23 protein-coding genes and 1 pseudogene are annotated in these 21,765 nt (G+C 73.2%); 13 read left to right on the plus strand and 11 right to left on the minus strand.

Annotation, left to right across the window (positions count from 1 at the left end):
- Positions 1 to 74 precede the first annotated feature (74 nt).
- Positions 75 to 863 carry a methyltransferase domain-containing protein gene (locus OG455_RS31470; protein ID WP_266299546.1) on the minus strand — a complete coding sequence of 263 codons (789 nt, stop codon included), beginning with the start codon at positions 861 to 863 and terminating at the stop codon, positions 75 to 77.
- A gap of 135 nt (positions 864 to 998) precedes the next feature.
- On the opposite strand from OG455_RS31470, the gene OG455_RS31475 reads away from it, so the two are divergent.
- Positions 999 to 1,514: a DUF1990 family protein gene (locus OG455_RS31475; RefSeq protein WP_266299548.1), complete on the plus strand. Its 516-nt coding sequence runs from the start codon at positions 999 to 1,001 to the stop codon at positions 1,512 to 1,514.
- A gap of 11 nt (positions 1,515 to 1,525) precedes the next feature.
- Here OG455_RS31475 and map read toward each other — a convergent pair whose 3' ends face one another.
- Positions 1,526 to 2,296 (minus strand): type I methionyl aminopeptidase, encoded by a 771-nt coding sequence (gene map, locus OG455_RS31480; RefSeq protein WP_266299550.1) that lies wholly within the window; start codon positions 2,294 to 2,296, stop codon positions 1,526 to 1,528.
- Positions 2,297 to 2,386: 90 nt separating this feature from the next.
- Here map and OG455_RS31485 point away from each other — a divergent pair, with 90 nt between their 5' ends.
- Entirely contained in the window at positions 2,387 to 2,668 is a 282-nt protein-coding gene (locus OG455_RS31485) for a helix-turn-helix domain-containing protein (protein WP_266299552.1), read from the plus strand.
- Between the two features lie 84 nt (positions 2,669 to 2,752).
- On the opposite strand, the gene OG455_RS31490 is transcribed toward OG455_RS31485, so the two are convergent.
- Positions 2,753 to 3,382, minus strand: a complete 630-nt coding sequence (locus tag OG455_RS31490) for a TetR/AcrR family transcriptional regulator C-terminal domain-containing protein (protein WP_266299554.1) — start codon at positions 3,380 to 3,382, stop codon at positions 2,753 to 2,755.
- An 82-nt stretch (positions 3,383 to 3,464) separates the two neighbouring features.
- Here OG455_RS31490 and OG455_RS31495 point away from each other — a divergent pair, with 82 nt between their 5' ends.
- Positions 3,465 to 4,244, plus strand: coding sequence for an alpha/beta fold hydrolase (locus OG455_RS31495; protein WP_266299556.1), 780 nt, complete (start codon positions 3,465 to 3,467; stop codon positions 4,242 to 4,244).
- Positions 4,245 to 4,324: 80 nt separating this feature from the next.
- Here OG455_RS31495 and OG455_RS31500 read toward each other — a convergent pair whose 3' ends face one another.
- From OG455_RS31500 to OG455_RS31510, 3 genes are read right to left on the minus strand one after another with little or no spacing between them, the layout of a single operon-like run.
- On the minus strand, positions 4,325 to 4,744 hold the full coding sequence (locus OG455_RS31500; RefSeq protein ID WP_266299558.1) for a heme-binding protein: 420 nt from the start codon (positions 4,742 to 4,744) through the stop codon (positions 4,325 to 4,327).
- Positions 4,745 to 4,793: 49 nt separating this feature from the next.
- Positions 4,794 to 5,906 (minus strand): tryptophan 2,3-dioxygenase family protein, encoded by a 1,113-nt coding sequence (locus OG455_RS31505; protein ID WP_266299560.1) that lies wholly within the window; start codon positions 5,904 to 5,906, stop codon positions 4,794 to 4,796.
- Positions 5,907 to 5,962: 56 nt separating this feature from the next.
- Entirely contained in the window at positions 5,963 to 7,183 is a 1,221-nt protein-coding gene (locus OG455_RS31510; RefSeq protein WP_266299562.1) for a methyltransferase, read from the minus strand.
- 254 nt (positions 7,184 to 7,437) lie between these two features.
- On the opposite strand from OG455_RS31510, the gene OG455_RS31515 reads away from it, so the two are divergent.
- The 7 genes from OG455_RS31515 to OG455_RS31545 all read left to right on the plus strand — a co-directional run bounded on the left by OG455_RS31515 (position 7,438) and on the right by OG455_RS31545 (position 17,366).
- Complete coding sequence (locus tag OG455_RS31515) at positions 7,438 to 8,967, plus strand: NAD(P)/FAD-dependent oxidoreductase (protein WP_266299564.1); 1,530 nt, start codon at positions 7,438 to 7,440, stop codon at positions 8,965 to 8,967.
- 22 nt (positions 8,968 to 8,989) lie between these two features.
- Positions 8,990 to 12,130: a ferritin-like domain-containing protein gene (locus OG455_RS31520; RefSeq protein WP_266299566.1), complete on the plus strand. Its 3,141-nt coding sequence runs from the start codon at positions 8,990 to 8,992 to the stop codon at positions 12,128 to 12,130.
- Between the two features lie 123 nt (positions 12,131 to 12,253).
- On the plus strand, positions 12,254 to 14,113 hold the full coding sequence (locus OG455_RS31525; protein WP_323185602.1) for an FAD-dependent monooxygenase: 1,860 nt from the start codon (positions 12,254 to 12,256) through the stop codon (positions 14,111 to 14,113).
- Positions 14,110 to 15,336 (plus strand): cytochrome P450, encoded by a 1,227-nt coding sequence (locus tag OG455_RS31530; protein WP_266299568.1) that lies wholly within the window; start codon positions 14,110 to 14,112, stop codon positions 15,334 to 15,336. The genes OG455_RS31525 and OG455_RS31530 overlap by 4 nt, the downstream gene beginning before the upstream one ends.
- Positions 15,337 to 15,394: 58 nt before the next feature.
- Complete coding sequence (locus tag OG455_RS31535) at positions 15,395 to 15,925, plus strand: GNAT family N-acetyltransferase (RefSeq protein ID WP_266299570.1); 531 nt, start codon at positions 15,395 to 15,397, stop codon at positions 15,923 to 15,925.
- A gap of 104 nt (positions 15,926 to 16,029) precedes the next feature.
- Positions 16,030 to 16,764, plus strand: a complete 735-nt coding sequence (locus OG455_RS31540; RefSeq protein WP_266299572.1) for a GNAT family N-acetyltransferase — start codon at positions 16,030 to 16,032, stop codon at positions 16,762 to 16,764.
- Between the two features lie 92 nt (positions 16,765 to 16,856).
- A complete protein-coding gene (locus OG455_RS31545; protein WP_266299574.1) occupies positions 16,857 to 17,366 on the plus strand; it encodes an SUKH-4 family immunity protein in 510 nt (169 codons plus the stop codon).
- 6 nt (positions 17,367 to 17,372) lie between these two features.
- Here OG455_RS31545 and OG455_RS31550 read toward each other — a convergent pair whose 3' ends face one another.
- The 5 genes and pseudogenes from OG455_RS31550 to OG455_RS31570 all read right to left on the minus strand — a co-directional run.
- A complete protein-coding gene (locus tag OG455_RS31550) occupies positions 17,373 to 17,945 on the minus strand; it encodes a transposase (RefSeq protein WP_266299576.1) in 573 nt (190 codons plus the stop codon).
- The gene (locus OG455_RS31555; protein WP_266299578.1) at positions 17,942 to 18,436 is read right to left on the minus strand and encodes a winged helix-turn-helix domain-containing protein; all 495 of its coding nucleotides are present in this window, start codon (positions 18,434 to 18,436) and stop codon (positions 17,942 to 17,944) included. Before OG455_RS31555 ends, OG455_RS31550 begins: the two co-directional genes overlap by 4 nt.
- A 52-nt stretch (positions 18,437 to 18,488) precedes the next feature.
- Positions 18,489 to 18,695: a hypothetical protein gene (locus OG455_RS31560; RefSeq protein WP_266299580.1), complete on the minus strand. Its 207-nt coding sequence runs from the start codon at positions 18,693 to 18,695 to the stop codon at positions 18,489 to 18,491.
- A gap of 171 nt (positions 18,696 to 18,866) precedes the next feature.
- On the minus strand, positions 18,867 to 19,640 hold the full coding sequence (istB, locus tag OG455_RS31565) for an IS21-like element helper ATPase IstB (RefSeq protein ID WP_266299582.1): 774 nt from the start codon (positions 19,638 to 19,640) through the stop codon (positions 18,867 to 18,869).
- Positions 19,637 to 19,918 (minus strand): annotated as a pseudogene (locus OG455_RS31570) (IS21 family transposase); the annotation flags it as partial. The pseudogene OG455_RS31570 and the gene istB, both read right to left, overlap by 4 nt.
- Before the next feature lie 260 nt (positions 19,919 to 20,178).
- Here OG455_RS31570 and OG455_RS31575 point away from each other — a divergent pair.
- The 3 genes from OG455_RS31575 (at position 20,179) to OG455_RS31585 (ending at position 21,746) form a co-directional block, all read left to right on the plus strand.
- Complete coding sequence (locus OG455_RS31575) at positions 20,179 to 20,694, plus strand: putative immunity protein (protein ID WP_323185654.1); 516 nt, start codon at positions 20,179 to 20,181, stop codon at positions 20,692 to 20,694.
- 155 nt (positions 20,695 to 20,849) lie between these two features.
- A complete protein-coding gene (locus OG455_RS31580; protein ID WP_266299586.1) occupies positions 20,850 to 21,050 on the plus strand; it encodes a hypothetical protein in 201 nt (66 codons plus the stop codon).
- Between the two features lie 102 nt (positions 21,051 to 21,152).
- The gene (locus OG455_RS31585) at positions 21,153 to 21,746 is read left to right on the plus strand and encodes an SMI1/KNR4 family protein (RefSeq protein ID WP_266299588.1); all 594 of its coding nucleotides are present in this window, start codon (positions 21,153 to 21,155) and stop codon (positions 21,744 to 21,746) included.
- The last annotated feature ends 19 nt before the right edge of the window (positions 21,747 to 21,765 follow it).

Below are 21,765 nucleotides of genomic sequence, written 5' to 3' on the forward strand. Positions count from 1 at the left end.
GCGGTGGCGGTGGCGGTGGCGGTGGCGGGGCGGGGGCAGGGGCTCGGCTGTGGCGGAGTGCGGGGAGGTGCCTGCTAGCGCTTGACCCCGACCGCGAAGATCCGGCGGAACGGGAAGACCGTGCCGTGCGGCCCGGCCGGGTACGCCTCGCGCAGCAGCGCGCCGTACTCGGCCAGGAACTCCGCGCGCTCGCCCGGATCGGTGAGCCGGGCGAGCACCGGACGCAGTGCGGTGCCCTTGGTCCACTCCAGGACCGGGTCGGGGCCGGTGAGCAGGGTGCTGTAGGTGGTCTCCCAGACGTCGCCGGTGCAGCCGGCGGCCAGCAGCGCGTCCAGGTAGACCTCGGGTCGGTGCACGCCGGCCCGGGTCGCCTCGGTGCCGAGCCGGTCCCGCCAGCGGGGGCCGCGGCGCAGCTCGCCGAGCAGCAGGTGGCTGGGCGCCTCGAAGTTGCCCGGCACCTGGAACGCGAGCACGCCGCCGGGCCGCAGTGCCACCGCCCAGCGCGGCAGCAGGTCGAGGTGCCCGTCGACCCACTGCAGCGTCGCGTTGGAGGCGATCAGGTCGGGCCGGGCCGGTGCGGGGTCGTACTGGGCGGCGTCGGCCAGCAGGTACGCGGCGCTGGGCTCGCCGCGCTCGCCGCGGGCGGTGGCGAGCATCTCGGCGGAGTTGTCGATGCCGGTGATCGCCGCCTGCGGCCAGCGGCGGCGCAACTCGGCGGTCGAGTTGCCCGGCCCGCAGCCGATGTCGAGCAGTACCGGCGCGGCGGGGAGCTCGGGGACCCTCGCGAGCAGCTCGTGCAGGGGGCGGGTGCGCTCGTCGGCGAAGCGCAGGTACTGCTGCGGGTCCCAGACGGGGGTGGGCATGCCGGCTCCTCGGGTCTCATTCTCTTGACATCAAGATATCTACCTGTGGTCGAGCTTGCCTCGCACAATATCTTGATATCAAGAGAACTTGGGGTGGTGTCGGCCTGGCGCGGCGTGGTTCGCCATGATGGGGCGGTGAGCGGATTCAGCTACCACGAGGTCGGCGCGACCGGTCGCCCCGGCCCGCTGCCGGCCGGCTACCGGCACCTGCGGTACCGCACCCGCCTCGGCGAGGGCGAGGCGCTGTTCGCGGCGGCGGGCGAGCGGCTGCTCGACTGGCGGATGCACCGCGCCGTCGGGGTGCGGCTGACCGCGAGCGCCGCGCGGGCCGCTCCCGGTGTGCGGGTGCGGGTGTTGCTCGGTCGAGGCCGGCTCGGGATCGCGGCGCCGTGCGAGGTGGTCTGGGCCGTGGACGGTCCGGCTCGGCGCGGCTTCGGCTACGGGACGCTGCCCGGGCATCCCGAGTGCGGAGAGGAGGCGTTCCTGGTGGAGCTGGCGCCGGACCGGCAGGTCTGGTTCAGCGTGACGGCGTTCAGCCGGCCCGTCCGCTGGTACGCCCGGGTCGGGTATCCGCTCGCAGTGCTCTTCCAGGAGCTCTACGCCCGGCGCTGCGGTCGGGTGCTGCGCCGCGACGCCGCCGGCCGCCGCTAGGCAGGGGAGGCTCAGGACGGGAGGGTGAGGACGCGCGGGCCGTCCTCCGTGATGGCGATCGTGTGCTCGGCGTGGGCGGCGCGGCTGCCGTCGCAGGTCAGCAGGGTCCAGCCGTCCGGGCCGGTGCGGTAGGTGTCCTGGCCGCCGGCCAGGAACATCGGCTCGATCGCCAGCGCCATGCCGTGCCGCAGCCGCAGGCCGCGTCCGGGTCGGCCCTCATTGGGCACGTGCGGGTCCTCGTGCATGCGGCGGCCGATGCCGTGGCCGCCGAAGTCGGCCGGGATGCCGTAGCCGGCGGCCCGGCCCACCTTGCCGATGGCGTGCGAGATGTCCCCGATCCGGGCGCCGACCACCGCGGCGGCGATGCCCGCGGCCAGTGCCTGCCGGGTGGTCTCGATCAGCGCCAGGTCGGCGGGCCGAGGTGTGCCGACGGTGAAGCTGATCGCCGCGTCGCCCGTCCAGCCCCCGACCTCGGCTCCGCAGTCGATGCTGACCAGGTCGCCGTCGCGCAGCCGGTAGCCGGTCGGGATGCCGTGCACCACGGCGTCGTTGACCGAGGCGCAGATCACCGCCGGGAACGGGGTGTCGGCGAAGCCCGGGCGGTAGCCGAGGAAGGGGGAGCGGGCCCCCGCCGCGCGCAGCACCCCGCGGGCCGCCTCGTCCAACTCACCGAGTGAGACCCCCACCGCCGCCGCGCGCCGCACGGCGTCCAGCGCGTCTCCGACCACGCGCCCCGCGTCGCGCATCGCGTCCAGTGCGGCGTCCGTCTTGATCTCCACCATGGGTGGCCTCCCGGCCTTCGTGATCAGTCCAATTCTTATACCGGTATTTGTATCACGCTCCTGGTGGAGTGAGGCCCTAGAATCGTCGGCATGGTGCGCACCCCCCTCACTCCACTGGAACGCGAACGCGGCGAACGGCTCGGTGCCCTGCTCCGGCAGGCCCGGGGCGAGCGCAGCATGGTCGAGGTCGCCGCACAGGCGGGGCTGTCGCCCGAGACCCTGCGCAAGATCGAGACCGGGCGCGCCCCGACCCCGGCGTTCTTCACGGTGGTGGCGCTGGCCCAGGCGCTGGGGCTGTCGCTGGACGAAGTCGCTTCCTGCTGCGTGCTGGTGGGAGGGCAGCCGGAGGGCGTGGAGCTGCTCTCGGCGTGATCTGCTCGGCGTGACCCGGTGGGTGTGGCCTGCTCGGCGTGACCTGCTCGGCGTGGACCGTCCGGTCGGTGCCGTGGCGGCGGCCTACTGCTGGGCGAGCTCGCCGCGCAGGCCGTTGATGATCAGGTCGAGGCCGGCTGTGAAGGCCTCCTCGCGGTCGGTGGGCTTCGCGGACATCCACTCCAGCAGATGGGGGTGCCGCTCCGGCGTGACCGTCGGCAGCGGTGTGCCGGCCGCCCCTTCGGTGGTCTCGGCAACCGGCGGTTCCGCCTGCTCCTGGAGGACGAAGCCGGTCACGTAACTGGCCACGGTGTGGCCGAAGTACGCCGCGCGGGCGAGCGGCAGGCCGGTGCCGCGCAGCAGGGCCAGGCCTGCCTCGGTGGCGTCCAGGGCGGCGGCGCTGAACGGGAGGTGGCCTGCGACCACCCGGGCCCCGTCGCGGTGCGCGAGCATGGCGCGGCGGGTGCGGTGGGCGAAGGCGGCGCTCTGCTCGGCCCAGTCGCCACGTGTGGCGGCTGGTGCGGTGAAGGCCTCCCGCATGATCTCCGCCGCGATGGCGCTCAGCAGTTCGGCCTTGCTCCGGATGTGCCAGTAGAGCGCGCCGGGTGCCACGCCGAGCCGGGTGGTCAGCGCGCGGGTGGTGAGGCGGTCGAGCCCGACCTCGTCCAGCAGGTCGATCGCGCCTCGGACGACGTCATCGCGGTGGAGCGGCATGGACTTGAGCTTAGCTCAGGAGGTCTGGCTATGATCGACCTGAGCATTGCTCAAGTAGCCGGCGCGAGAAGGGGAGCGTGGCATGGGGGAATACCTGACCGTCAACGGTCTGCGGACCTACTACGAGGTCGCGGGCGAGGGCGATCCTGTCGTGCTGCTGCACGGCGGCGGGACGACCGCCGACAGCTGGTACGGCCAACTACCGGCGCTGGCCGAGCGCTACCGGGTCTACGCGCCGGAGCGGCGCGGGCACGGCCGGACCCACGATCTGCCGGGCCCCGTCAGCAGCGAGCTGCTCGCCGAGGACCTGGCGGCCCTGCTGACGGAGCTCGGCACCGGCCCGGTGCACCTGGTCGGCTGGAGCGCCGGTGGCACGGTCGCGCTGCGGCTGGCGCTGCGCCGCCCGGAGCTGGTCCGCAAGCTGGTGCTGATCAGCTCGGGGGTCAGCCGGGACGGTGGCACGGCGGCCGACCTGGAGCTGGTCAGCGAGGCCAATACCGCGATGCTCGAGTCGATGTTCCGCCCGCAGTACGAGCCGCTCTCGCCGGACGGTCCCGAGCACTTCCCGGTCGTCTTCGCGAAGTGGCTCGCCATGTGGCGCACGGAACCCGACATCGGCTTCGAGGACCTGCCCGGGCTGACCGCGCCGGTGCTGGTGATGCAGGGCGACGACGACGGGGTGCGGATCGAGCACAGCGCTGCCATCGCCCGGGCGCTGCCCGATGCCCAACTCGCGGTGCTCCCGGGCACCTCGCACGTGGCGCCGCTGGAGAAGCCGGAGCTGGTCAGCCGGCTGCTGCTGGACTTCTTCGGCGAGGAGCGGGCGACGCGCTTCATGCCGCTGGGCGCGCTGGGCGGGTGACCGCGGTGGCTGACCGCGGTGGCTGACCGCGGTGGCTGGCGTGATGGCTGACCGCGGTGGCTGACCGGCCCGGCGAGGGGTCAGCTCACGCCGGCCACCGCCGCGGCGCCCGCCTCGGCGATCGGCTGGTCCTCGCCGCTCACCCCGCCCGCCACGCCGACGGCGCCCGCGATGGTGCCGTCCAGGTAGATCGGCAGGCCTCCGGGGAGCAGCGCGAAGCCGGGCTGGGCGGCCATGGTGGCCAGCAGCACCGGGTCGCCGGCGGCGGCCTTGCCGAAGTCGATGGTGGGGACGCCGAGGCCCGCGGCCGTCACCGCCCTGTGGGTGGCCACGGTGGTGGCCCAGAAGGTGGCGCCGTCCATCCGGGCCAGTGTCTGCGGATTGCCGCCTGGGTCCACCACGACCACCGCGACGGGGGTCTTCAGCGCCTGCGCCTTGGCGAGGGCGGCATCCAGGATGCTGCGGGCCTGTGCGGCGGAGAGGATCGGGCTCGTGGGCATGGTCGGCTTCTCCTTGCCGAGTTGACGTCGGATCAGATCAGCTGGGGCGTCAGCAGCGCGCGAAGCGGAACATCTCTTCGGGCACCGGCCCGCTCGGGCCCGGCAGGCAGGGCGTCTTGTCGACGATGCGTTTCAGGTAGCCCGCACCCTCGGTGCCGCCCGAGCCCTTGAGCTCGCGGGGCAGGTAGCGGCGGCCGAAGCCGTAGTGCCGGCCGCGCCAGGTCAGCAGGGCCTGCTCGACCGCCGCGAAGGCCTCGGTCAGCTCCGGCTGGTCGGCCGCCCGGACGGCCGAGCGCAGCGGCCAGAGATCGCGGTACGGGGGTTCGTTGAGCGGGTGCAGGTGGTGGACGCCGAGGAAGACCTCGGTCTTGCGCGGGTCGTAGCCGTACACCGCCAGCTCCGCCAGGTGGTAGTTGAGCGACTGCACCGCGCTGGCGTCGCCGGTGGCCGCCCGGAAGCTCATGAACTGCTCGGGGGAGAGGGTGCGCAGCACGTGCAGGATGCCGGTCAGCAGTTCCGCGCAGCGGGCGGTCTGCCGGGTGCGCAGCAGGGCCTGCGGCAGGTCGTCGGCGGTGATGGCGGCGATCGCCCGGCAGGCGGTCCAGCGGGCCAGGAAGAAGACGACCTCGCAGGCGTGCACCGAGCGCAGGAAGAGGTGCTCGTGGTGCACGTCGGACTGCGGGAACCCGGTGCACCTGACCAGCACGCTCAGCTCCCGGCGCGGCTCGCCCGGGCCGCCCGGCTCGCCCGGCGGCCCCTGCGGCCACCAGCCGCCGGGGCGGTCGGGCGGCGTGTCCAAGGTGTCGATCAGGGCCGCCAGTCGGGCCCGGCGCTCGGCGGACTCGGCCGCCCCGAAGCCCGGCAGCGGGGCGCGCTGCTCCCGCTCCCTCGCCGCCAGGTCGAGCAGGGTGACGCGCAGCGCGGTGAGCCCGGCCGTCACCGGATCGGCCTGGTGGGGCGTCAGGAACCAGTCGTAGACGTGCAGGCTGGTGTACCGGTAGTACTCGGGGATCTCGGCCCGACTGAACGGGCGGGTGAGCAGCTCCAGGACCGATCGCTCCTCGCTCGGCTGCCCGCTGCCGGCCACCGCCTCCTCGTACCAGTCGGCCAGCCGCTCGCGCTCGGTCGGGGTCAGCGCCAGCCGGCCTCTGGCGTGCTGCATCCGTACTATCTCCTCGCCCCGTCCGGGCAGCACCGCTCCCGCGCCGCTCGGGCAGCTCATGGCGCACCGCCTTCGGCCGGCCGCTCCTGCGGACGACGGCCGAGCAGCAGGTGCTTCTCCCGGCCGGAGCGACGCAGCTCGCAGCCGGTGAACCCGGCCGCCCGCAGCAGGCCGAGGTACTCGGCGGCGGTGCGGTGCCGGCCCTGGGTCTCCACGTGCATGGCCAGGTTCATCGCGGCGGTGGCGGGCGGCAGGTAGCCGTCCTCGTCGAAGAGGCGCTCCATCACCAGCACCGCCCCGCCGGGCGCACAGGCCCGGTAGGCCTTGCGCAGCAGTGCCAGGCAGGTCTCGTCGGTCCAGTCCGAGAGGATGTAGCCGAAGGCCAGGCAGTCGCCGGGCGGCAGCTCCTCGCGGTGGAAGTCCCCGGGGGCGAAGGCCAGTCGATCGCCCAGCCGGTGGGTGGCGCGGGCCTCGGCGAGCTTGGCCCCGACCTGTGGCAGGTCGAAGACGGTGGCCCGCAGCGCCGGGTGGCGCAGCAGCGCCGCGACCGCGAACGGGCCACCGGCGCCGCCCACGTCGACCAGCTCGCGCGCGCCGGCCAGCCCGGCCAGCTCGACCAGCTCGACCGAGACGTCGAAGCTCAGCTGCCACATCGCGTCCAGGAAGCGGGCGGTGGCCGCCGCGTCCCGGTAGAGCTCGGCGAACGGTTCGTCCAGCGGCTCGGGCGCCGCCGCCTCCGCCCCGGGCCTGGTGCGGCTGAGGCGGTCGTCCAGCCGGGGCAGGCGCTCGGTGGTGCTCTCCATCAGGTGGCGCACGAAGCCGCCCAGATAGCGGGGCTCGCGCGGATCCAGGTAGGGCAGCGCGGCGTCGGGCACCGCGTAGCGGCCGTGCGGGTCGGCGGTCAGCACGCCGAAGGCGCGCAGCACGGTGAGCAGCCGGCCCAGGGTCTCCCCGTCCAGGTCGAGTGCGGCGGCCAGCTCCGGTCCGCTCGCCGCTCCGTGCTCGGCCAGTCGGGCCGTCACGCCGTGCCGGATCGCCAACTCCAGCGCGCTGGTGACGAAGAGGCCGTAGACCGCGCGCTCCAGCGGCGCGGGCATCGAGCCCGGCGCGCCGGCCGGCGCGGTGCCCGCGGGGCCGGCCGCCACCTCGTCGGCCGCCACCTCGTCCACCAAGGCCTGCCCGGCCGCCAGCTGCCCGGCCGCCACCTCGTCGGCCGCCAGCTGCCCGGCCGCCATCTGGTCGACCACGGCCGGGCGTTCCACCGCTGTGCGTTCCATCGCGGACTCCCCTCTACGAGCGGACTCGAACGGATGTCAGGAGCACCAGCATGGCCGCCCGGACGAGGTGGTTCGGGTACGGGCGGCCAAATACCGTTCGATCGTGCGGGGTGACGTCCCCTGATGGCCCAATCGGCCGGCGGAACGGGCCGTAGAACCCGTCAACCCACCGTCCACTTCGGGGATGTGGCGGCGGCTCGACGCTCTACACACTGGGGCCGTCCGATCGAGGAGGCTCGTGGAGGGGGAAGATCATGTCGCCTGATACCGCGGCCGGCCCGGCCCGGCAGCCGGGTCCGTGGCAGCCGAGGAAGCGGGTCACCGTGCTCGGCGCCGGAGTGGCCGGCCTGGTGGCCGCGTACGAACTGGAGCGGCTCGGCCACAGCGTCGAGGTGCTGGAGGGCCACCTCCGGGTGGGTGGCCGGATCCGCACCCACCGCTTCCTGCCCGGCCGTGCCGGGCCGCTGGTCGAGCTCGGCGCGATGCGCCTCCCGGCCACCCACCATCGCACCATGCGCTACCTGCGCAAGCTCGGTCTCGCCGACCAGCTGCGCGAGTTCACCACCCTCTTCCAGGACGACGCGGCCTATGTGCGGACCGGGCAGGGCCACCGCCGGATCCGGGAGGCCTCCGAGACGCTGGTCGCCGAGCTGCGCGGGCGGCTGTCCGGCGGCGAGGCCGAGGAGTACAGCCCCGAGGCGCTGCTGTTCGGCGCCTGGATGGCGGTGCGGGTCAACGCGCTGGCGCCCAGCGACTTCCGGGACAGCATCCGGCAGGGCCTGGACCAGGAGCTGCTGGACCTGGTCGCCGGGATCGAGCTGGCCGACTACGTCCGCTCGCCCGGCGCCGGCGGCGAACTGATCGACCTCCGCGCGCTCTTCGCCGACCACCCGCAGATCCGGGCCGGCTGCCGCGGGCGGCTGTTCCGCTTCGTGGACGACATCGTCAACGAGACCGGATCCACCCTGATGCGGCTGAGCGGCGGCCTGGACCAGCTGACCCACCGGCTGCGCGAGCGGATCCGCGGGCCGGTGCGCTGCGGGCAGGAGGTGACCGGACTCGCGGTGGACGGGCGCGGCGTCGAGCTGCGGATCCGCCAGGGCTTCGGCACCGTCACCCGCTCCTGCGACTACGTGCTCTGCACCATACCGTTCTCGGTGCTGCGCGGCCTGGACCTGGCCGGCCTGGACGAGGAGAAGCTGGCCGCGATCCACGACCAGCGCTATTGGGCGGCGACCAAGGTGGCCTTCCACTGCCGCGAGGCCTTCTGGGAGCGGGACGGCATCACGGGCGGCGCCTCCTTCACCGGCGGGCTTATCCGGCAGACCTACTACCCCCCGGTGGAGGGCGACCCGAAGCTCGGCGCCGCCCTGCTGGCCAGCTACACCATCGGCCAGGACGCCGACCGGCTCTGCGGGCTGGGCCGCGGGCCGCGGATCGCCGCGGTGCTGGCGGAGGCGGCCGTCGTCCATCCTGAGCTGCGCCGCCCCGGCATGGTGCTGGGCGTGGCCGACCAGGTCTGGGGCACCGAGCCCTCGGCCCAGGGCGCCGCGGCGGTCCGCTGGGGCAAGGACGCGGCCTCCTGCGAGGAGGAGCGGCAGGCGATGGCCCGGCCGCAGGGCCGGCTCTTCTTCGCCGGGGAGCACTGCTCCGCGCACCCCGCCTGGGTCGAGGGAGCGGTCGAGTCGGCGCAGCAGGCGGTCCGATTGATCGACGGCCACCAGCACGGCGGGTCGCCCGCCGACAGCGCCCTGGCGGCCGACGCGGTCGAGGAACCGGCCTGAGCGGCGGGGAAGGGAGCCCGGGATGAGCGTCTTCGACCTGCCGCGCCTGCACTTCGCCGGCACGGCCACCACCCAGCTGCCCACCGGCGCCCGCAGCGGCCTGGTCGACCTGGCGAGCAACACCGCGCTCACCCATGGGTGGCGCCCGTTCCCGGTGGACCGCCCGGCCGAGGAGTACCACCGCGAGCTGGCCGAGCTGGGCCGGCTCGACGCGCCGGGCGCGCACCTGGCGGCCAACGGCCACTTCACGGTCACCGCCGAAGTGGTCGGCGCCGAGCGGGTGGCGGGCGAGCCGGTGGCCGGCGACCCGCTGCTCGGCCGCAGCGTGGACCTCTGGGGCCACTACAACGAGTACTTCGCCACCACGGCCAACCGGGCCCGGGTCTTCGACGTCGACCCGGCCTCCTCCTGGACCACCACGCTGATGGTCGGTCAGTTCGGCTTCGGTCGACTCGGCCGCTCGCTCGACGCCGGGTACCTGTGCGGTGGTGAGGTCGACGGCTTCCAGCCGCCGCGCTGGCACGACTTCGCTCCGGGGCCCGCCGCCCACCCGCGGCTGCCGCTGCGCACCGTGCACCAGTTCGCGGTGCCGACCGAGGCGCTCGCCTGGTCCGACGGCTCGCCGCTGGTGGCGGAGCTGCGGGCCGCCGCCGAGGCACCGGGCGTGGCCGGCCTGGTGGTGCAGTTCGCGCTCACCGCGCTGCCCCGGCCACTGCCGACCGGCCGACCGGTCGGCTGGTCGCTGGCCGGCACCATCGCGCCCTGGCGCCGTGGCGAGCTGCGGAGCTACCCGGCCGGTCGGTTGCTCACGACGCCACTGCCGCCGCCACCGGGGTCGGGGCAGCGGCAGGGGCCGGCGCCCGACTCGGCGCCGGCGGCGCCCGGCCAGCTCACGGTGGCGGTCACCGAGCGGCTGGTGCAGGTCAATCTGATCGCCGGCCGGCTCGGCCCGGGGCAGTGGCAGCTGCGGACCGAGGGCGACGACCGCCCCCTCGCCATCCTGCCGGCCGGGGTGGGCGGCGGTCTGGTCACCGTGCCGCGGCTACCGGGGCCGGAGCCGGCCGAGCGGGCCCTGCTGCTGGTCCGGGCGGCACCGGGCGGCGAGCCGGTGGTGCTGCGGCGCGAGAAGGAGGTCAACGTCCAGAGCGACGAGGCCGCGCTGATCGTGGAGCACCCCAATGGCCCTGAGGACGCCGAACAGGATGTGACGGTCACCGTCCGGTCGCTGGTGCGCGGCCGGCCGGCGCCGGTGCGCGGCATCCGGATCCGGCAGTACGTCAATCCGCGCGCCAGGCCGCAGGCCGAGCCGGACGGTCGACCGCTGGTGCGGCTGCGGCCCGGAACGGGCGTCTGGTCCGCGGCCTGCACGCTGGACACCGGGCCCGAGGGTCTGGGCCGGTTCACCCTGCGCGGCGCGCGGGCCGGCTGCGGGCGGCTGCTGCTCGCGGCCCCCGGCGAGCCGGAGCCGGCGGCCTACGACGACCAGGACGCGCTGCGCCACTGGTCCGGCACCGGCCACCTCGCGCTGCGGGTGCTGCCCGACGACTGGCGGCTGGCCGACCTGCCGGCCGAGCGGATCACCTTCGAACTGCTGCACCGCGAGGTCTTCGCCTACTACGAGCTGACCTCCACCTTCATGAAGCAGGAGGTCTTCAGCCTGGCCGACCCGCACCGGGTGGAGACCTATGCCCGGCTCTGCTGGCAGATGTCCGACCCGCGCAACAAGGGCCGGACCTACTACATGCCGCCCACCAGGGACCTCTCCGCGCCCAAGGCCTGGCTGCTGCTCGGCTACCTGCGCGCCAGCGGCACCCCGCGCCACGTGCTCACCACCGTTCCAGCCCCCCGGCGCCCCGCTGCCGGCGCGATCACCACCCGCGCCGAGCTGGTCGCCGCGCTGCGCGACGCCGTCACCATCGAACTGGCCGTCACCCTCCAGTACCTGTACGCGGTCTACTCACTGCCCACCCACGGCGCCGGCCTGGCCTACCAACGGTGCGGCGCCTGGAGCGAGCAGCGGCTGCGGCTGGTCTGCGGCGACGGCGGCGAGACGCTGGAGGACTCGATCCGCAGCACGCTGCTGCGCGTCGCCCGCGAGGAGATGACCCACTTCCTGGTGGTCAACAACCTGCTGATGGCGCTCGGCGAGCCGTTCCACTTCCCCGCCGTCGATTTCGGCACCCTCAACCACCGGCTGCCGATCCCGCTCGACTTCTGCCTCGAAGCCCTCGGGCCCGCCGGCGTGCAGCGCTTCATCGCCCTGGAGCAGCCCGACCGCCTGCTGACCGAGCCCCGCTACGGCGGCCTGCCCGGCCACGGCTGCCTGCCCGGCCACGGTGGACCCCCCGCTGCCGCCGGCCCCGCCTACCACTCGATCAGCGAGCTCTATGCCGCGATCCGCCAGGCGCTGCCGCGACTGCCCGACCTCTTCACCGGACGGCCCTCCGGCGGCGAGCACCACGTCTTCCTACGCCGCTCGGTCAACTCCCGCCACCCCGACTACCAGCTCCAGGTCGACGACCTGCGCAGCGCGCTCTTCGCCGTCGACTTCGTCACCGAACAGGGTGAGGGCGGCGTGCTGGAGCCGGGGCGGCCGCCGGGGGAGGAGTCGCACCACGACTCCTTCCGGCGGATCGCCGAGCTGCTCGCGACCCTCGAACCGGTCGGGCCCGGCAAGGGGGGCGAGCTGGTGCCCGAGCTCGCCCACCCCGTGCTGCGCAACCCGACCCTGCGCCCCGGGAGCGCCGCCCAGCAGCTGATCACCGAGCCGACGGCCCGTCAGGTGGCCCTGCTCGGTAACGATGCCTATGCGCTGATGGCCCAGCTGATGGTCCAGCACTTCGCCGAGCACCCCGCGGCCAGCCTGCGCCGCTCCGAGCTGATGAACGCGTCGATCGAGCTGATGAACGGGGCGCTGCGCCCGCTCGCCGAACTCCTGGTGAACCTGCCCGCCGGGGTGCCGGGTCGCACTGCCGGGCCGCCGTTCGAGCTCGCCGGCGAGCCGCGGCCGATACCCGGGCCGCCCGCCGCCACCCGGCGCGAGCTGGGCCGACGCCTGCACCGGCTGGCGGCGGCGGCCCGCGCCTGCCCGCTCGTCCCCGCCCAGGTGCCGGGCACCCTCGACCACCTGATCGCCCGGCTGCGGACGACGGGCCCGACCTGAGGGCGCGTGCCGCCGGTGTGAACCGTCAGCACGACCCGCGGGCAACGCACGGCCCGCGTACAGCGCACGACCCCGGAACAGCGCACGACCCGAGTGCAGAGCACGACCCGAGAAAGGAGTCCGATGACCCCTCAGCACGACACCGAGGTCCTGATCGTGGGCGGTGGCCCGATCGGCCTGACCCTGGCGCTGGAGCTGCGTTCGCGCGGCGTGGACTGCGTGGTGGTGGAGGCGGGCGACGGCTCGGTCGCGCACCCCAAGGTCAGCAACATCGGCCCGCGCTCGATGGAGCACTACCGGCGCTGGGGGCTGGCCGACCGGATCCGCGCCGCCGGCTGGCCCGCCGACCACACCCTGGACAGCGCCTGGGTCACCCGGGTCGGCGGCCACGAGGTCTACCGGCTGCGGATCGGCAGCACGCTGACCCGGCCGCCGTTCCAACACACCCCCGAGCCGGACGCGATCTGCCCCCAGCACTGGCTCGGCCCGCTGCTCGCCGAGGCGGTCGGCCATCACCCCGAGGGGCCGCTGCGGCTGCGCTGCCGGTTGAGCGGATTCGACCAGGACGAGGACGGCGTCACGGCCTCCCTCACCGACCTCGGCGACGGCGCCACGCGGGAGCGGCCCCGCACGCTCCGGTCCCGCTACCTGGTGGCCTGCGACGGGGCCGCCTCGCCGATCCGCAAGGCCTGCGCGATCGCGGCACCCGCCCGGCACCCCACCCAGGTCTTCCGCAACATCCTCTTCCGGGCCCCCGGCCTGCGTGCCCAACTCGGCGACCGGGCAGCGCTCTTCTACTTCCTGCTGCTCTCCGACACGCTGCGCTTCCCGATGCGCGCGATGGACGGTGACGCGCTCTTCCGGCTCTCGGTCCGGGTCGACGGCGGTCCCGAGGCCACCGCACCGGCGATCGAGCTGCTGCGGCGCGCGATCGCCGTGCCGACCCCGGTCGAGGTGCTCTCCGATCACGAGTGGCACCTCACCCACCGGGTGGCCGAGGAGTTCCGGCACGGCCGGGTGCTGCTGCTCGGCGACAGCGCGCACACCCTCTCGCCGTCCGGCGGCTTCGGCCTCAACGCCGGGATCGCGGCAGTCGCCAACCTGGGCTGGAAGTTGGCGGCCGAGCTGGCCGGCTGGGCGGGTCCCGGCCTGCTGGACAGCTACCGCACGGAGCGTCGCCCGGTCGCATTGGAGGCCGTCGAGGAGGCCAACCGCAACCTGGTCCGCACCATGGGCCGTGAGCTGCCCGCCGAGCTGCACCAGGACGGCCCGGCCGGTGAGCTGGCCCGCGCCCAATTCGGGCAGCGGCTGGAGGAGGGCGGGGTGCGGCGCGAGTTCGACGCGCCGATGATCCACATGGGCTACCGCTACCGCTCGGCGATCGTGCTGCCGGACCGGGTGCCGGCCGATCCGGACGAGCCCGAGGATCGTCCCAACAGCCGCCCCGGTGCGCGGGCGCCGCACGCCTGGCTGGCGCCCGGGCGTTCGACCCTCGACCTGTTCGGCGACGGTTTCCGGCTGCTCGACTTCACACGCGCAGGGTCCGGCGCGTCCGACCCGTCCGACCCGTCCGACCCGTCCGACCCGTCCGGTGCCTCTGGCGCGTCCGGTGCGCGGGGCCTGCTCGACGGTCTGATCCGGGCCTTCGCGGACCGGCGGGTGCCGCTCTCGGTCACCAGTTGCGGGGACAAGGAGGTGGCCGACCTCTACCGCCGCCGCTTCGTGCTGGTCCGCCCCGACGGCCACGTCGCCTGGCGGGACGACGAGCTGCCGGCCGACCCGGGCGCCCTGGCCGACACGGTGCGTGGCGCCGGGCGAGCCACGGGGCCGTACGGGGGAGCGGACGCGATCCCGGGCACCACGGACGCCGCTCGGGTGACCGATGCAGCCCAGGTGACCGAGCACGCCGGAGCTGCCGACGCCGGAGCTGCCGAAACCGGAGCTGCCGACGCCGGAGCTGCCGCTGTGCGGGGGGCGTTGTGACGGCGGATCGGATACCGCCGCCCCCGTTCACCCTGGCCGACTGGCCTGCCGAGCAGATCGCCGACCCCTACCCCGTCTACCGGCGCTACCGCGCGGCGGGTGCGGTGCAGGAGGGCGCGGGCGGCTACTTCGTCTTCGGCTACCAGGAGGTGGCCCAGGCACTGGCCAGCCCACGGCTGGGCCGGCGTGCCCCGGCGGCGGCCGTCGGGGCCGGGGTGACCCACGCGGCGGTGGCGGACACGGCGGTGCGCGCCCTGGTGGAGGACTGGCTGGTCTTCCTCGACCCGCCCCGCCACACCCGCCTGCGGGCCGTGCTCAGCCGCGAGTTCACCCCCCGGGTGGTGGCCGGGCTGCGGGCGCGGATGGCCGCGATCGTGGCCGAGCTGCTGGCGGGGCAGCACACCATCGACCTGGTGGCGGACTTCGCCGCGCCCTACCCGGTGCTGGTGATCTCCGAACTGCTCGGCCTGCCCCGCCGGGACGGCCGCTGGCTGCGCGAGTGCTCGCTGCGCCTGCAGCAGGGGAGCAGCTCACGGGCGGGGCGCACGCCCGAGGCACCGGCCCTGGCCGACGCGGCGGCCAGGGAGCTGACCGGCTACTTCCACGAGCAACTGGCCGGGCGGCGGGCGCGCGGCAGCGGGGGCGGCAGCGGGGGCGGCGACCTGATCGACCTGCTGCTCGCGGCCGGGGAGTTGACGTCGGCGGAGGTCGTCGCGACCTGCGTGCACCTGCTGACCGCCGGGCACGAGACCACCACCCACCTGATCACCAAGTCGGTGCTGGCCCTGCTCGACCGCCCGGAGCTGGTGGCCCTGTTGCGCGCCGAACCCGCGCTGCTCCCCGCCGCCGTCGAGGAGTTCGCCCGCTACGACCCGCCGGTCCAGGCCGTCACCCGCTGGGTCCAGCAGGATGAACGGCTCGGCGCCCACCCGGTCCCGCGCGGGGCCAGGGTCACCCTGCTGCTGGGCGCTGCCAACCGCGATCCGGCCCACTTCGAGCGGCCGGACGCGGTGGACCCGCACCGACGGACCACCGGTCGGCAACTCGCCTTCGGCCTGGGCATCCACTACTGCCTGGGCGCGGTGCTGGCCCGCGCGGAGACGGAGCTGGCGCTGGCCGCCCTGCTGGGCCCGCTGAGCACCGCCGAGCTGCTGGAGCGACCGGTGCGGTACGCGGCGGACCTGGTCTTCCACGGCCCGGAACGGCTGCTGCTGCGCTGGTGACGCCCCGGCCCACCCGGATGGTCTTGGAGGAACCCCGTCGGGACGGCAGGATCACCACATGCGTGAGCAACTGCTGGTCCTGCACCGGATCGAGGAGAGCGACTGGCCCGCCGTCCACGGCTGGGCGAGCCTGCCGGAAGTGTGCCGCTACCAGCCCTGGGGGCCGAACACCGAGGAGCAGACCCGGCAGTTCGTGACCGCCGCGGTCGAGTCCTGGGCATACACCCCGCAGCGGCGCTACCCCTACCTGGCCCGGCTGCGAGGGGAGGCCGTCGGCATGGGCGAACTGCACATCCGCAACCGCGGCCGCCGCGAGGGCGAGATCTCCTACCTCGTGCACCCGCGGGTGTGGGGGCAGGGCATCGGCACGGCCATCGGTCGGGAACTGCTCGCACACGGCTTCGAGGAGCTGGGCCTCCACCGGATCCATGCCACCTGCGACCCGCGCAACCACGGCTCGGCCCGGGTCATGGCCAAGCTCGGCCTGACCTACGAGGGACGGCTGCGCCACACGATGCTGCTCCGGGACGGCTGGCGGGACTCCGAGGTCCACAGCATCCTGGAGCACGAATGGCACCCGGCCGGATAGCCGGTGGAGCAGCCGCCGCAGGGGGAAGGCGACCCGAGTCTCCCGGCCTGCCCCGAGGCTGGAAATCAGGCGACCGGAGCTGCTGTCGTGATCAACAATGGCTCATGCTGATCGACCACTGGCCCCTGCTGGGCCTGCGCCTGAGCACCCCCCGCCTGGAACTGCGCCTGCCCGGCGACAACGAGCTGGCCGAGCTGGCCGACCTGGCGGCGGAGGGCATCCACGAACCGGACCGGATGCCCTTCCTGGTGCCGTGGACCGACCTGCCGCCGGCGGAACGGGCCCGCTCGGTGGTCCAGCACCACTGGTTGCGCCGGGGGAACTGGTCGCCGGACAACTGGGCGCTGACCCTCGCCGTCTTCGAGAGCGGCAGGGTCGTCGGGCTGCAGTCCGTCTTCGCCCGGGACTTCGCCGTCCTGCGGCAGGTCAGCACCGGCTCCTGGCTCGGATCGCGGTACCAACGGCGAGGCATCGGCACCGAGATGCGCGCCGCCGTACTGCACCTGGCCTTCGAAGGGCTCGAAGCCCTGGAGGCGACGTCGGGCGCCTTCGAGGACAACGCCACCTCGTTCGCCGTGTCCCAGAAGCACGGCTACGAACTCGACGGCATCGACCGGCACGCGGTCCGCGGCCGGCCCACGACGATGAGGCGGCTGAGGCTGACGCGTGCCCGCTGGCAGGCGCACCAGCAGGTCCCCGTCTCGATCAGCGGACTGCGGCCCTGCCGCCAGATGTTCGGCCTGCCGCAGGAGGACCTCCACGCCGCAGGTAGTGACTCGGTGGCGCCCGGAGATCCGGGAGATCCTCAGGGGCTCGGTCGTGGAGTACCGCAGTACTGAACTTGAATCCGTGATGTCGGGGTCTGCTGCTCGGTGATGGGGGCCCGACTTGCGGCTTCCCCACGACGCGGGAGTACGAGGATGATGTCCGCGTGATTCGAGACCTGCCGCCGTTGCCGTTGCCCCAGTACGCCGTGGTCCGGATCGGCTGCTCGCCGCGGGTGCCCACAGAGATCGCCGCCGATCTGCGGCAGACCGGCGTGCCGGCGGGACTGATCGGCTACGAGTACCGACCGCTGGCCGAGGCGGCAGTTCTGGACGGGTTCGGCGAGTGCGGGGTAGTCGTCTTCGGGTCCTGCAGTCTGTTCGGGCTGATCGGCATCAATGTGGCTTCGCGCCTCATCGTGCACATCCCCAGCACCGAGGCTTCGGTCGTCAACCACGTGAACCGGGACCTCGGGGCCTTCCACCGGTGCGTGGCAGCCACTATCGCCCGCTTCCCCTTCTACGAAGAACACGAGGAGGACCGGTTCGACCAGGCAGCGGACGACCTTCGCGAGCTCCTCGCCACCCTCGACGCCACCGCGCTGGCACACAACGGGTTCTGGGAGACCCTGTGTGACGACGTCGCGATGGGCGACTACGCGAACTGGGAGGACTGAAGCACATCAGCTCTCCAGCATCAGACCCGTGGCCGTCAGGCAGCCGTCGATCACCTCCGGCCGGTACTGCAGCATCTTGAGCTTGCGCTTCACCGCGCGGGTGATCTGGCCGAGGTCAGCGGCGGCGAGGTTACCGATGCCCCGCTTGACCAGCGACCAGACGCCCTCCTGCGGGTTCAGGTCCGGAGCGTAGGTCGGTAGCTGGAACACCGTGAGCCAGGCGGCGTTGGCCTCGAAGAACTCCCGCAGCGGCGCGACCAGGTGCATGCGCAAGTTGTCCCACACCAGGACGATCGGACCGCCGAGCTGGCTGTGGGCACGGACGATCAGGTCGCGGTAGTCCTTCCACCCGAAGCCCTTCGGTTCGTCCTTGCGGCCCCGGTACTCGCGGATCGCATAGATCAGCCGGGACCGCTCACCGGGCTTGTAGCAGGTCATCCCCGCCATGGAGACACGGCCCGAGCCCCGCCCGCGCACGCGGACGACCGGGGTGACGCCCTGGCGGCCCCAGGTCCTGGCGCGCGGCGGCGTCATCGACTGGCCGGCTTCGTCCTCGAAGACCACCCAGGCGTTGTTCACCGCCGCGGTGCTCTTACCCGCGGCCAGACCTCCTGCCTCCACAGCTCCACCGCGTCGTCGTCGCGCTCGATCGCGCGCCGGGCGGGCTGCTGCCACGACCAGCCGTGCCGCCGCAGCAGCCGCCACGTGCCCTCCACGGTGTACGAGACGTGGAACAGGCGGCCGATCATCGTCTTCACCCGGGCCAGCGTCCACCGCTGGTCGGCCCACCCATGGGCCAGCGGGCCTCGCTCCAACTCCTGCTCCAGCCTGGCTATCTGCGTCTCCGACAGTCGAGGTCGGCCAGGCGATCCCTTCGACGCCAACCCGGCCAGGCCCTCCTCGCGCCACTGGCGCCGCCACCGTTCCACCGACCGCTCCGAGACCCGCAACACCGCAGCGATCTCCCGGTTCTTCTCGCCGGCCTCGAAGCCAGTCACGGCCTGGAGCCGGACCCGCTCTCGCCCGGCCCTCTCGGCGTCGGTCAAGCCGCCGCCCTGCGGATATCTCACCCCACCAGGACTACCGAAACCACCCGCACGCTGTCCGGCGAACAGCCCGACATCACCCAATCAAGTTCAGTACTTCGTCGAGGAACTGACCTTCGCCGACGCGGACTCGATTCTCGTCATGCTGCGTGAACTGTGCCCGCACCTGGTTGACGGCCTTCTCCCGGTGTGGGTCCGTAACCTCGCCTACCGGCTGGTGCTCTTGCAGCGACCAGACGAGCCTGTGCTCATGCGCGAGGCAGCGGACAGCCTCTATCTGCATGGTCCCGACTGGGACGACATCGCTGAGAACCTGCGTCGGCGGGCTGACACCCTGGCGGGGGCGGGTGCGGCTTCAGCCGCACCCGCCCCGGGTTCGTGAGATCAGCCGGCACCCTGTCCCGGGCGCAACAACCCGACACTCGCATAGCCACACGATCCGCCGGGGCAGGGCCTACTTGATCGACGGCTTGTCGGTCTTGTCTGCCGGGTTCTTGGGTCGCTTGTTCGGCCGGTAGCTGGGGCCGTTCATGATGACCTGGTGGCTGGTGTTGATCAGCCGATCCAGGAGCGACTCGGCGACGACGGGGTTGGGGAAGAGCGGATACCAGTCGCTGGGTGCCCGGTTGCTGGTGATGATCAGGGACCGGCCCTGCCGCTCGCTGACCAGCTCGTAGAGGTCGTCGGCCTGGGCCGCGGTGAGCTGGCGCATCGCGAAGTCGTCGAGGATGAGGACGTCGGGGCGGATCAGCTCGCGGATCCGCTTCTCCCAGGTGCGGTCCGCGTGGCCGCCCGCCAGGTCCGCCAGGATGCGGCTGGTCTTGACGAAGCGGACGTTGGCGCCCTGGCGGACAGCCAGGTGGCCCAGGGCCTGGGCGATATGTGTCTTGCCGACGCCGACCGGACCGAACAAAATTACGGACTCGCCGGCATGCAGCCAGCGCAGGGCGGCCAGGTCGCGGATCTGGGTCGCGGGCAGCTTCGAGGAGGCTGCGAAGTCGAACTCCTCCAGCGTGACCTGCTGCTCGAACTCCGCTCTCTGCAGACGCCGTTGGAAGGCGACGGTCTCGCGGCGGGTGATCTCGTCCTGGCAGAGGACCTGCAGGAAGAACAGGTGCCCGAGTTCACCGCCATGGGCCTGAAGCAGGCGGGCATCGAGGGTCTCCAACATCCCGGACAGCCGAAGCGCCTTCAGGGACTCGCGCAGAGCCGTGTTCATCACACTCATCGGACGGCCTCCTGGCTGTCGTCGCGGCCCTGGTCATCGCGGAGTTCGTCCTGCGTCTGGGTGGGGATGGCGGAGGCGAACAACTGCTGGGCTCCGTGGAGGAAGGCCGCGGCCCCCACGTCGCCGGTCTCCGGATCGGTCTCGGTGCCGGCCACCAGGATGCCCTTGATGGTGCGGTAGGACGGGTCGCCGAACGTGATCGCCTTCGCGCAGGCCGCCTCCAGCCTGCCGTCGCCGTACTTCTTGCGCAGGGCGATCACCCCTTGGGCGGCGCGGAGCCGGTAGATCGCGTTGACCTCCAGCGGCTGGCCGATCACCATGCCGCAGGCATCGCCGACCTCGGCGGCGTGACCAGTTCGGCGTCGGTGAGTCGCGGGGCGATCCCCGCGGCAGGCCGCCATGGCGCGAGATGCGGGGACGTCTTCGGTAGAGCGTCGGTCTTCATCTAGAGTGCGGTCGCGAGGGTGCCCAACTCTCGCTTCAAACCCTGACGTTGGACGTCATCGCCCTACGCGCGCAGCCGATCCCTTGGAACGCCATGATCCTCCCCAAAGATCGCGACCCCCGCTTCATCACCATCCGCCGTGGGGGGACGCTTACGGACTCCGACCATCGGCTCCTGGCTTTGTGGGCCGCCGCGTGCGCGGAGCACGTTCTGCACCTCTTCGAGTCGGCGCAGCCCTCGGACCTGCGGCCCCGCGAGGCGATCGAGCAGATCCGGGCATGGGCGTGCGGCGAGATCGGGATGTCCCGGTCCCGAGCGGCGGGTGGCCATGCCATGGCTGCGGCAAGAGGGCTGAGCGGAGCCGCTCGGCACGCCGCGTATGCTGCCGGCCAGGCGGCGGTGGTGGCGCACGTCGCCGCACACGAGCTCGGCGCCGCGGCCTACGCGATCAAGGCTGTGCGTGCGACGGCCCCCGGGCGGGAGGGTGAGAGCGCCGGCAGGCTCGAATGCCGCTGGCAGCGCGAACAGCTCCCGGTTGAGATTCGCGAACTCGTCCTGGACGATCAGCGGTTGCGAAACGAGATCTGCTGGTCGGTCTTCGACTGTTGACGGGCACGACGGCTTGTCTGCGCTGCCCCCTTGGACGGTGCGTGCGGACGGCGTCGGTGGCCTCGTCGTTCGCTTCCCGGGCCAGGACGGCGGCTGCCCGCGCTCACGTGAATGATCTTCGAGGACGCCGCCTGGTGGTCGGGTAGCCTCTCGCCATGACCGAGATCGAGCCGACGAATCCCCAGGCCGAGGCGGATCGCGGGCGCGTGCCGCTCTGGCTGGACCCGAGCGATCTGGCCTGGCTGGGACGGCATTGCTGCTGCCCGGTCGACGCAACCGAGGATGAGAGGGACCGGTGCGGCCGAATCCGCTTCCGCTCCGGCGCCGCGCTGCACAAGCACGGTCGATCCGGCTGATCACGGTCCGCGCTGCCAGGCCAAGGATCATTCACGCAACTGTGGGCAGAGCCGTTCAAGAGTCCTCATCAGGGCCTCGCGCGGCACCGAGGAGCAAGGGGTGTGCAGGTGGCGGTGAGCCCGGCGGAGCATCCGTCCGATGACGGCCGGAGTGGCGGCTGGGACGGTGTCCCGGTGCGGGAGCGGGTCGCGGCCATGGCAGAACGGGATCCCGGGTTCAGGCGTTTCGGTGCCGATGGTCACGGCTACCGACTCCACCCTCCCCTGGCGGAGGAGGCGGTCCGCTCCTTCGAGCGGGTGTACGGAGTCAGGCTGCCCGCGTCCTACCGCGGCTTTCTCACGGCTGTGGCGGACGGAGGAGCCGGCCCCGGTCACGGAGTGTTCCGGCTCACCGACCACCTGGCCGAGGAGGACGCGGTGTACGAACTCCGGGAGGAAGGCCGAAGACCCGGCTTTCTGGCCACGCCCTTTCCGTACGCCCAGGAGTACCCCGGTCCTGCTCGGGGAGGCCGCGCCGACTACTCGGTCAGGGGAACCCTTGTCATCGCGGAAGCCGGGTGCGGAGAGTTCCACCGTCTCGTCGTCACCGGGAGGAGCGCCGGCCAGGTGTGGTCGGACGACCCGGGCTGGGGTGGTCTGACCCCAGGTCCGGACTTCCACCACTGGTACAGGGGCTGGCTGGAGTCAACGAGCTGAGCCCCCGGTGCGGCCCCAA

Origin of the sequence: Kitasatospora sp. NBC_01287 (assembly GCF_026340565.1) — a bacterium.
GTDB lineage: Bacteria > Actinomycetota > Actinomycetes > Streptomycetales > Streptomycetaceae > Kitasatospora.

What these genes read in the sequence shown, in the direction of transcription:
- OG455_RS31485 (WP_266299552.1), top strand. Translation starts at nt 2,387, where the DNA reads ATGGTGCGCACCCCCCTCACTCCACTGGAACGCGAACGCGGCGAACGG.
- OG455_RS31575 (WP_323185654.1), top strand. Translation starts at nt 20,179, where the DNA reads ATGATCCTCCCCAAAGATCGCGACCCCCGCTTCATCACCATCCGCCGT.
- istB (WP_266299582.1), bottom strand. Translation starts at nt 19,640, where the DNA reads ATGAGTGTGATGAACACGGCTCTGCGCGAGTCCCTGAAGGCGCTTCGG.
- OG455_RS31580 (WP_266299586.1), top strand. Translation starts at nt 20,850, where the DNA reads ATGACCGAGATCGAGCCGACGAATCCCCAGGCCGAGGCGGATCGCGGG.
- OG455_RS31495 (WP_266299556.1), top strand. Translation starts at nt 3,465, where the DNA reads ATGGGGGAATACCTGACCGTCAACGGTCTGCGGACCTACTACGAGGTC.
- map (WP_266299550.1), bottom strand. Translation starts at nt 2,296, where the DNA reads ATGGTGGAGATCAAGACGGACGCCGCACTGGACGCGATGCGCGACGCG.
- OG455_RS31525 (WP_323185602.1), top strand. Translation starts at nt 12,254, where the DNA reads ATGACCCCTCAGCACGACACCGAGGTCCTGATCGTGGGCGGTGGCCCG.
- OG455_RS31510 (WP_266299562.1), bottom strand. Translation starts at nt 7,183, where the DNA reads ATGGAACGCACAGCGGTGGAACGCCCGGCCGTGGTCGACCAGATGGCG.
- OG455_RS31540 (WP_266299572.1), top strand. Translation starts at nt 16,030, where the DNA reads ATGCTGATCGACCACTGGCCCCTGCTGGGCCTGCGCCTGAGCACCCCC.
- OG455_RS31520 (WP_266299566.1), top strand. Translation starts at nt 8,990, where the DNA reads ATGAGCGTCTTCGACCTGCCGCGCCTGCACTTCGCCGGCACGGCCACC.
- OG455_RS31535 (WP_266299570.1), top strand. Translation starts at nt 15,395, where the DNA reads ATGCGTGAGCAACTGCTGGTCCTGCACCGGATCGAGGAGAGCGACTGG.
- OG455_RS31500 (WP_266299558.1), bottom strand. Translation starts at nt 4,744, where the DNA reads ATGCCCACGAGCCCGATCCTCTCCGCCGCACAGGCCCGCAGCATCCTG.
- OG455_RS31490 (WP_266299554.1), bottom strand. Translation starts at nt 3,382, where the DNA reads ATGCCGCTCCACCGCGATGACGTCGTCCGAGGCGCGATCGACCTGCTG.
- OG455_RS31505 (WP_266299560.1), bottom strand. Translation starts at nt 5,906, where the DNA reads ATGCAGCACGCCAGAGGCCGGCTGGCGCTGACCCCGACCGAGCGCGAG.
- OG455_RS31560 (WP_266299580.1), bottom strand. Translation starts at nt 18,695, where the DNA reads ATGCAGATAGAGGCTGTCCGCTGCCTCGCGCATGAGCACAGGCTCGTC.
- OG455_RS31515 (WP_266299564.1), top strand. Translation starts at nt 7,438, where the DNA reads ATGTCGCCTGATACCGCGGCCGGCCCGGCCCGGCAGCCGGGTCCGTGG.
- OG455_RS31470 (WP_266299546.1), bottom strand. Translation starts at nt 863, where the DNA reads ATGCCCACCCCCGTCTGGGACCCGCAGCAGTACCTGCGCTTCGCCGAC.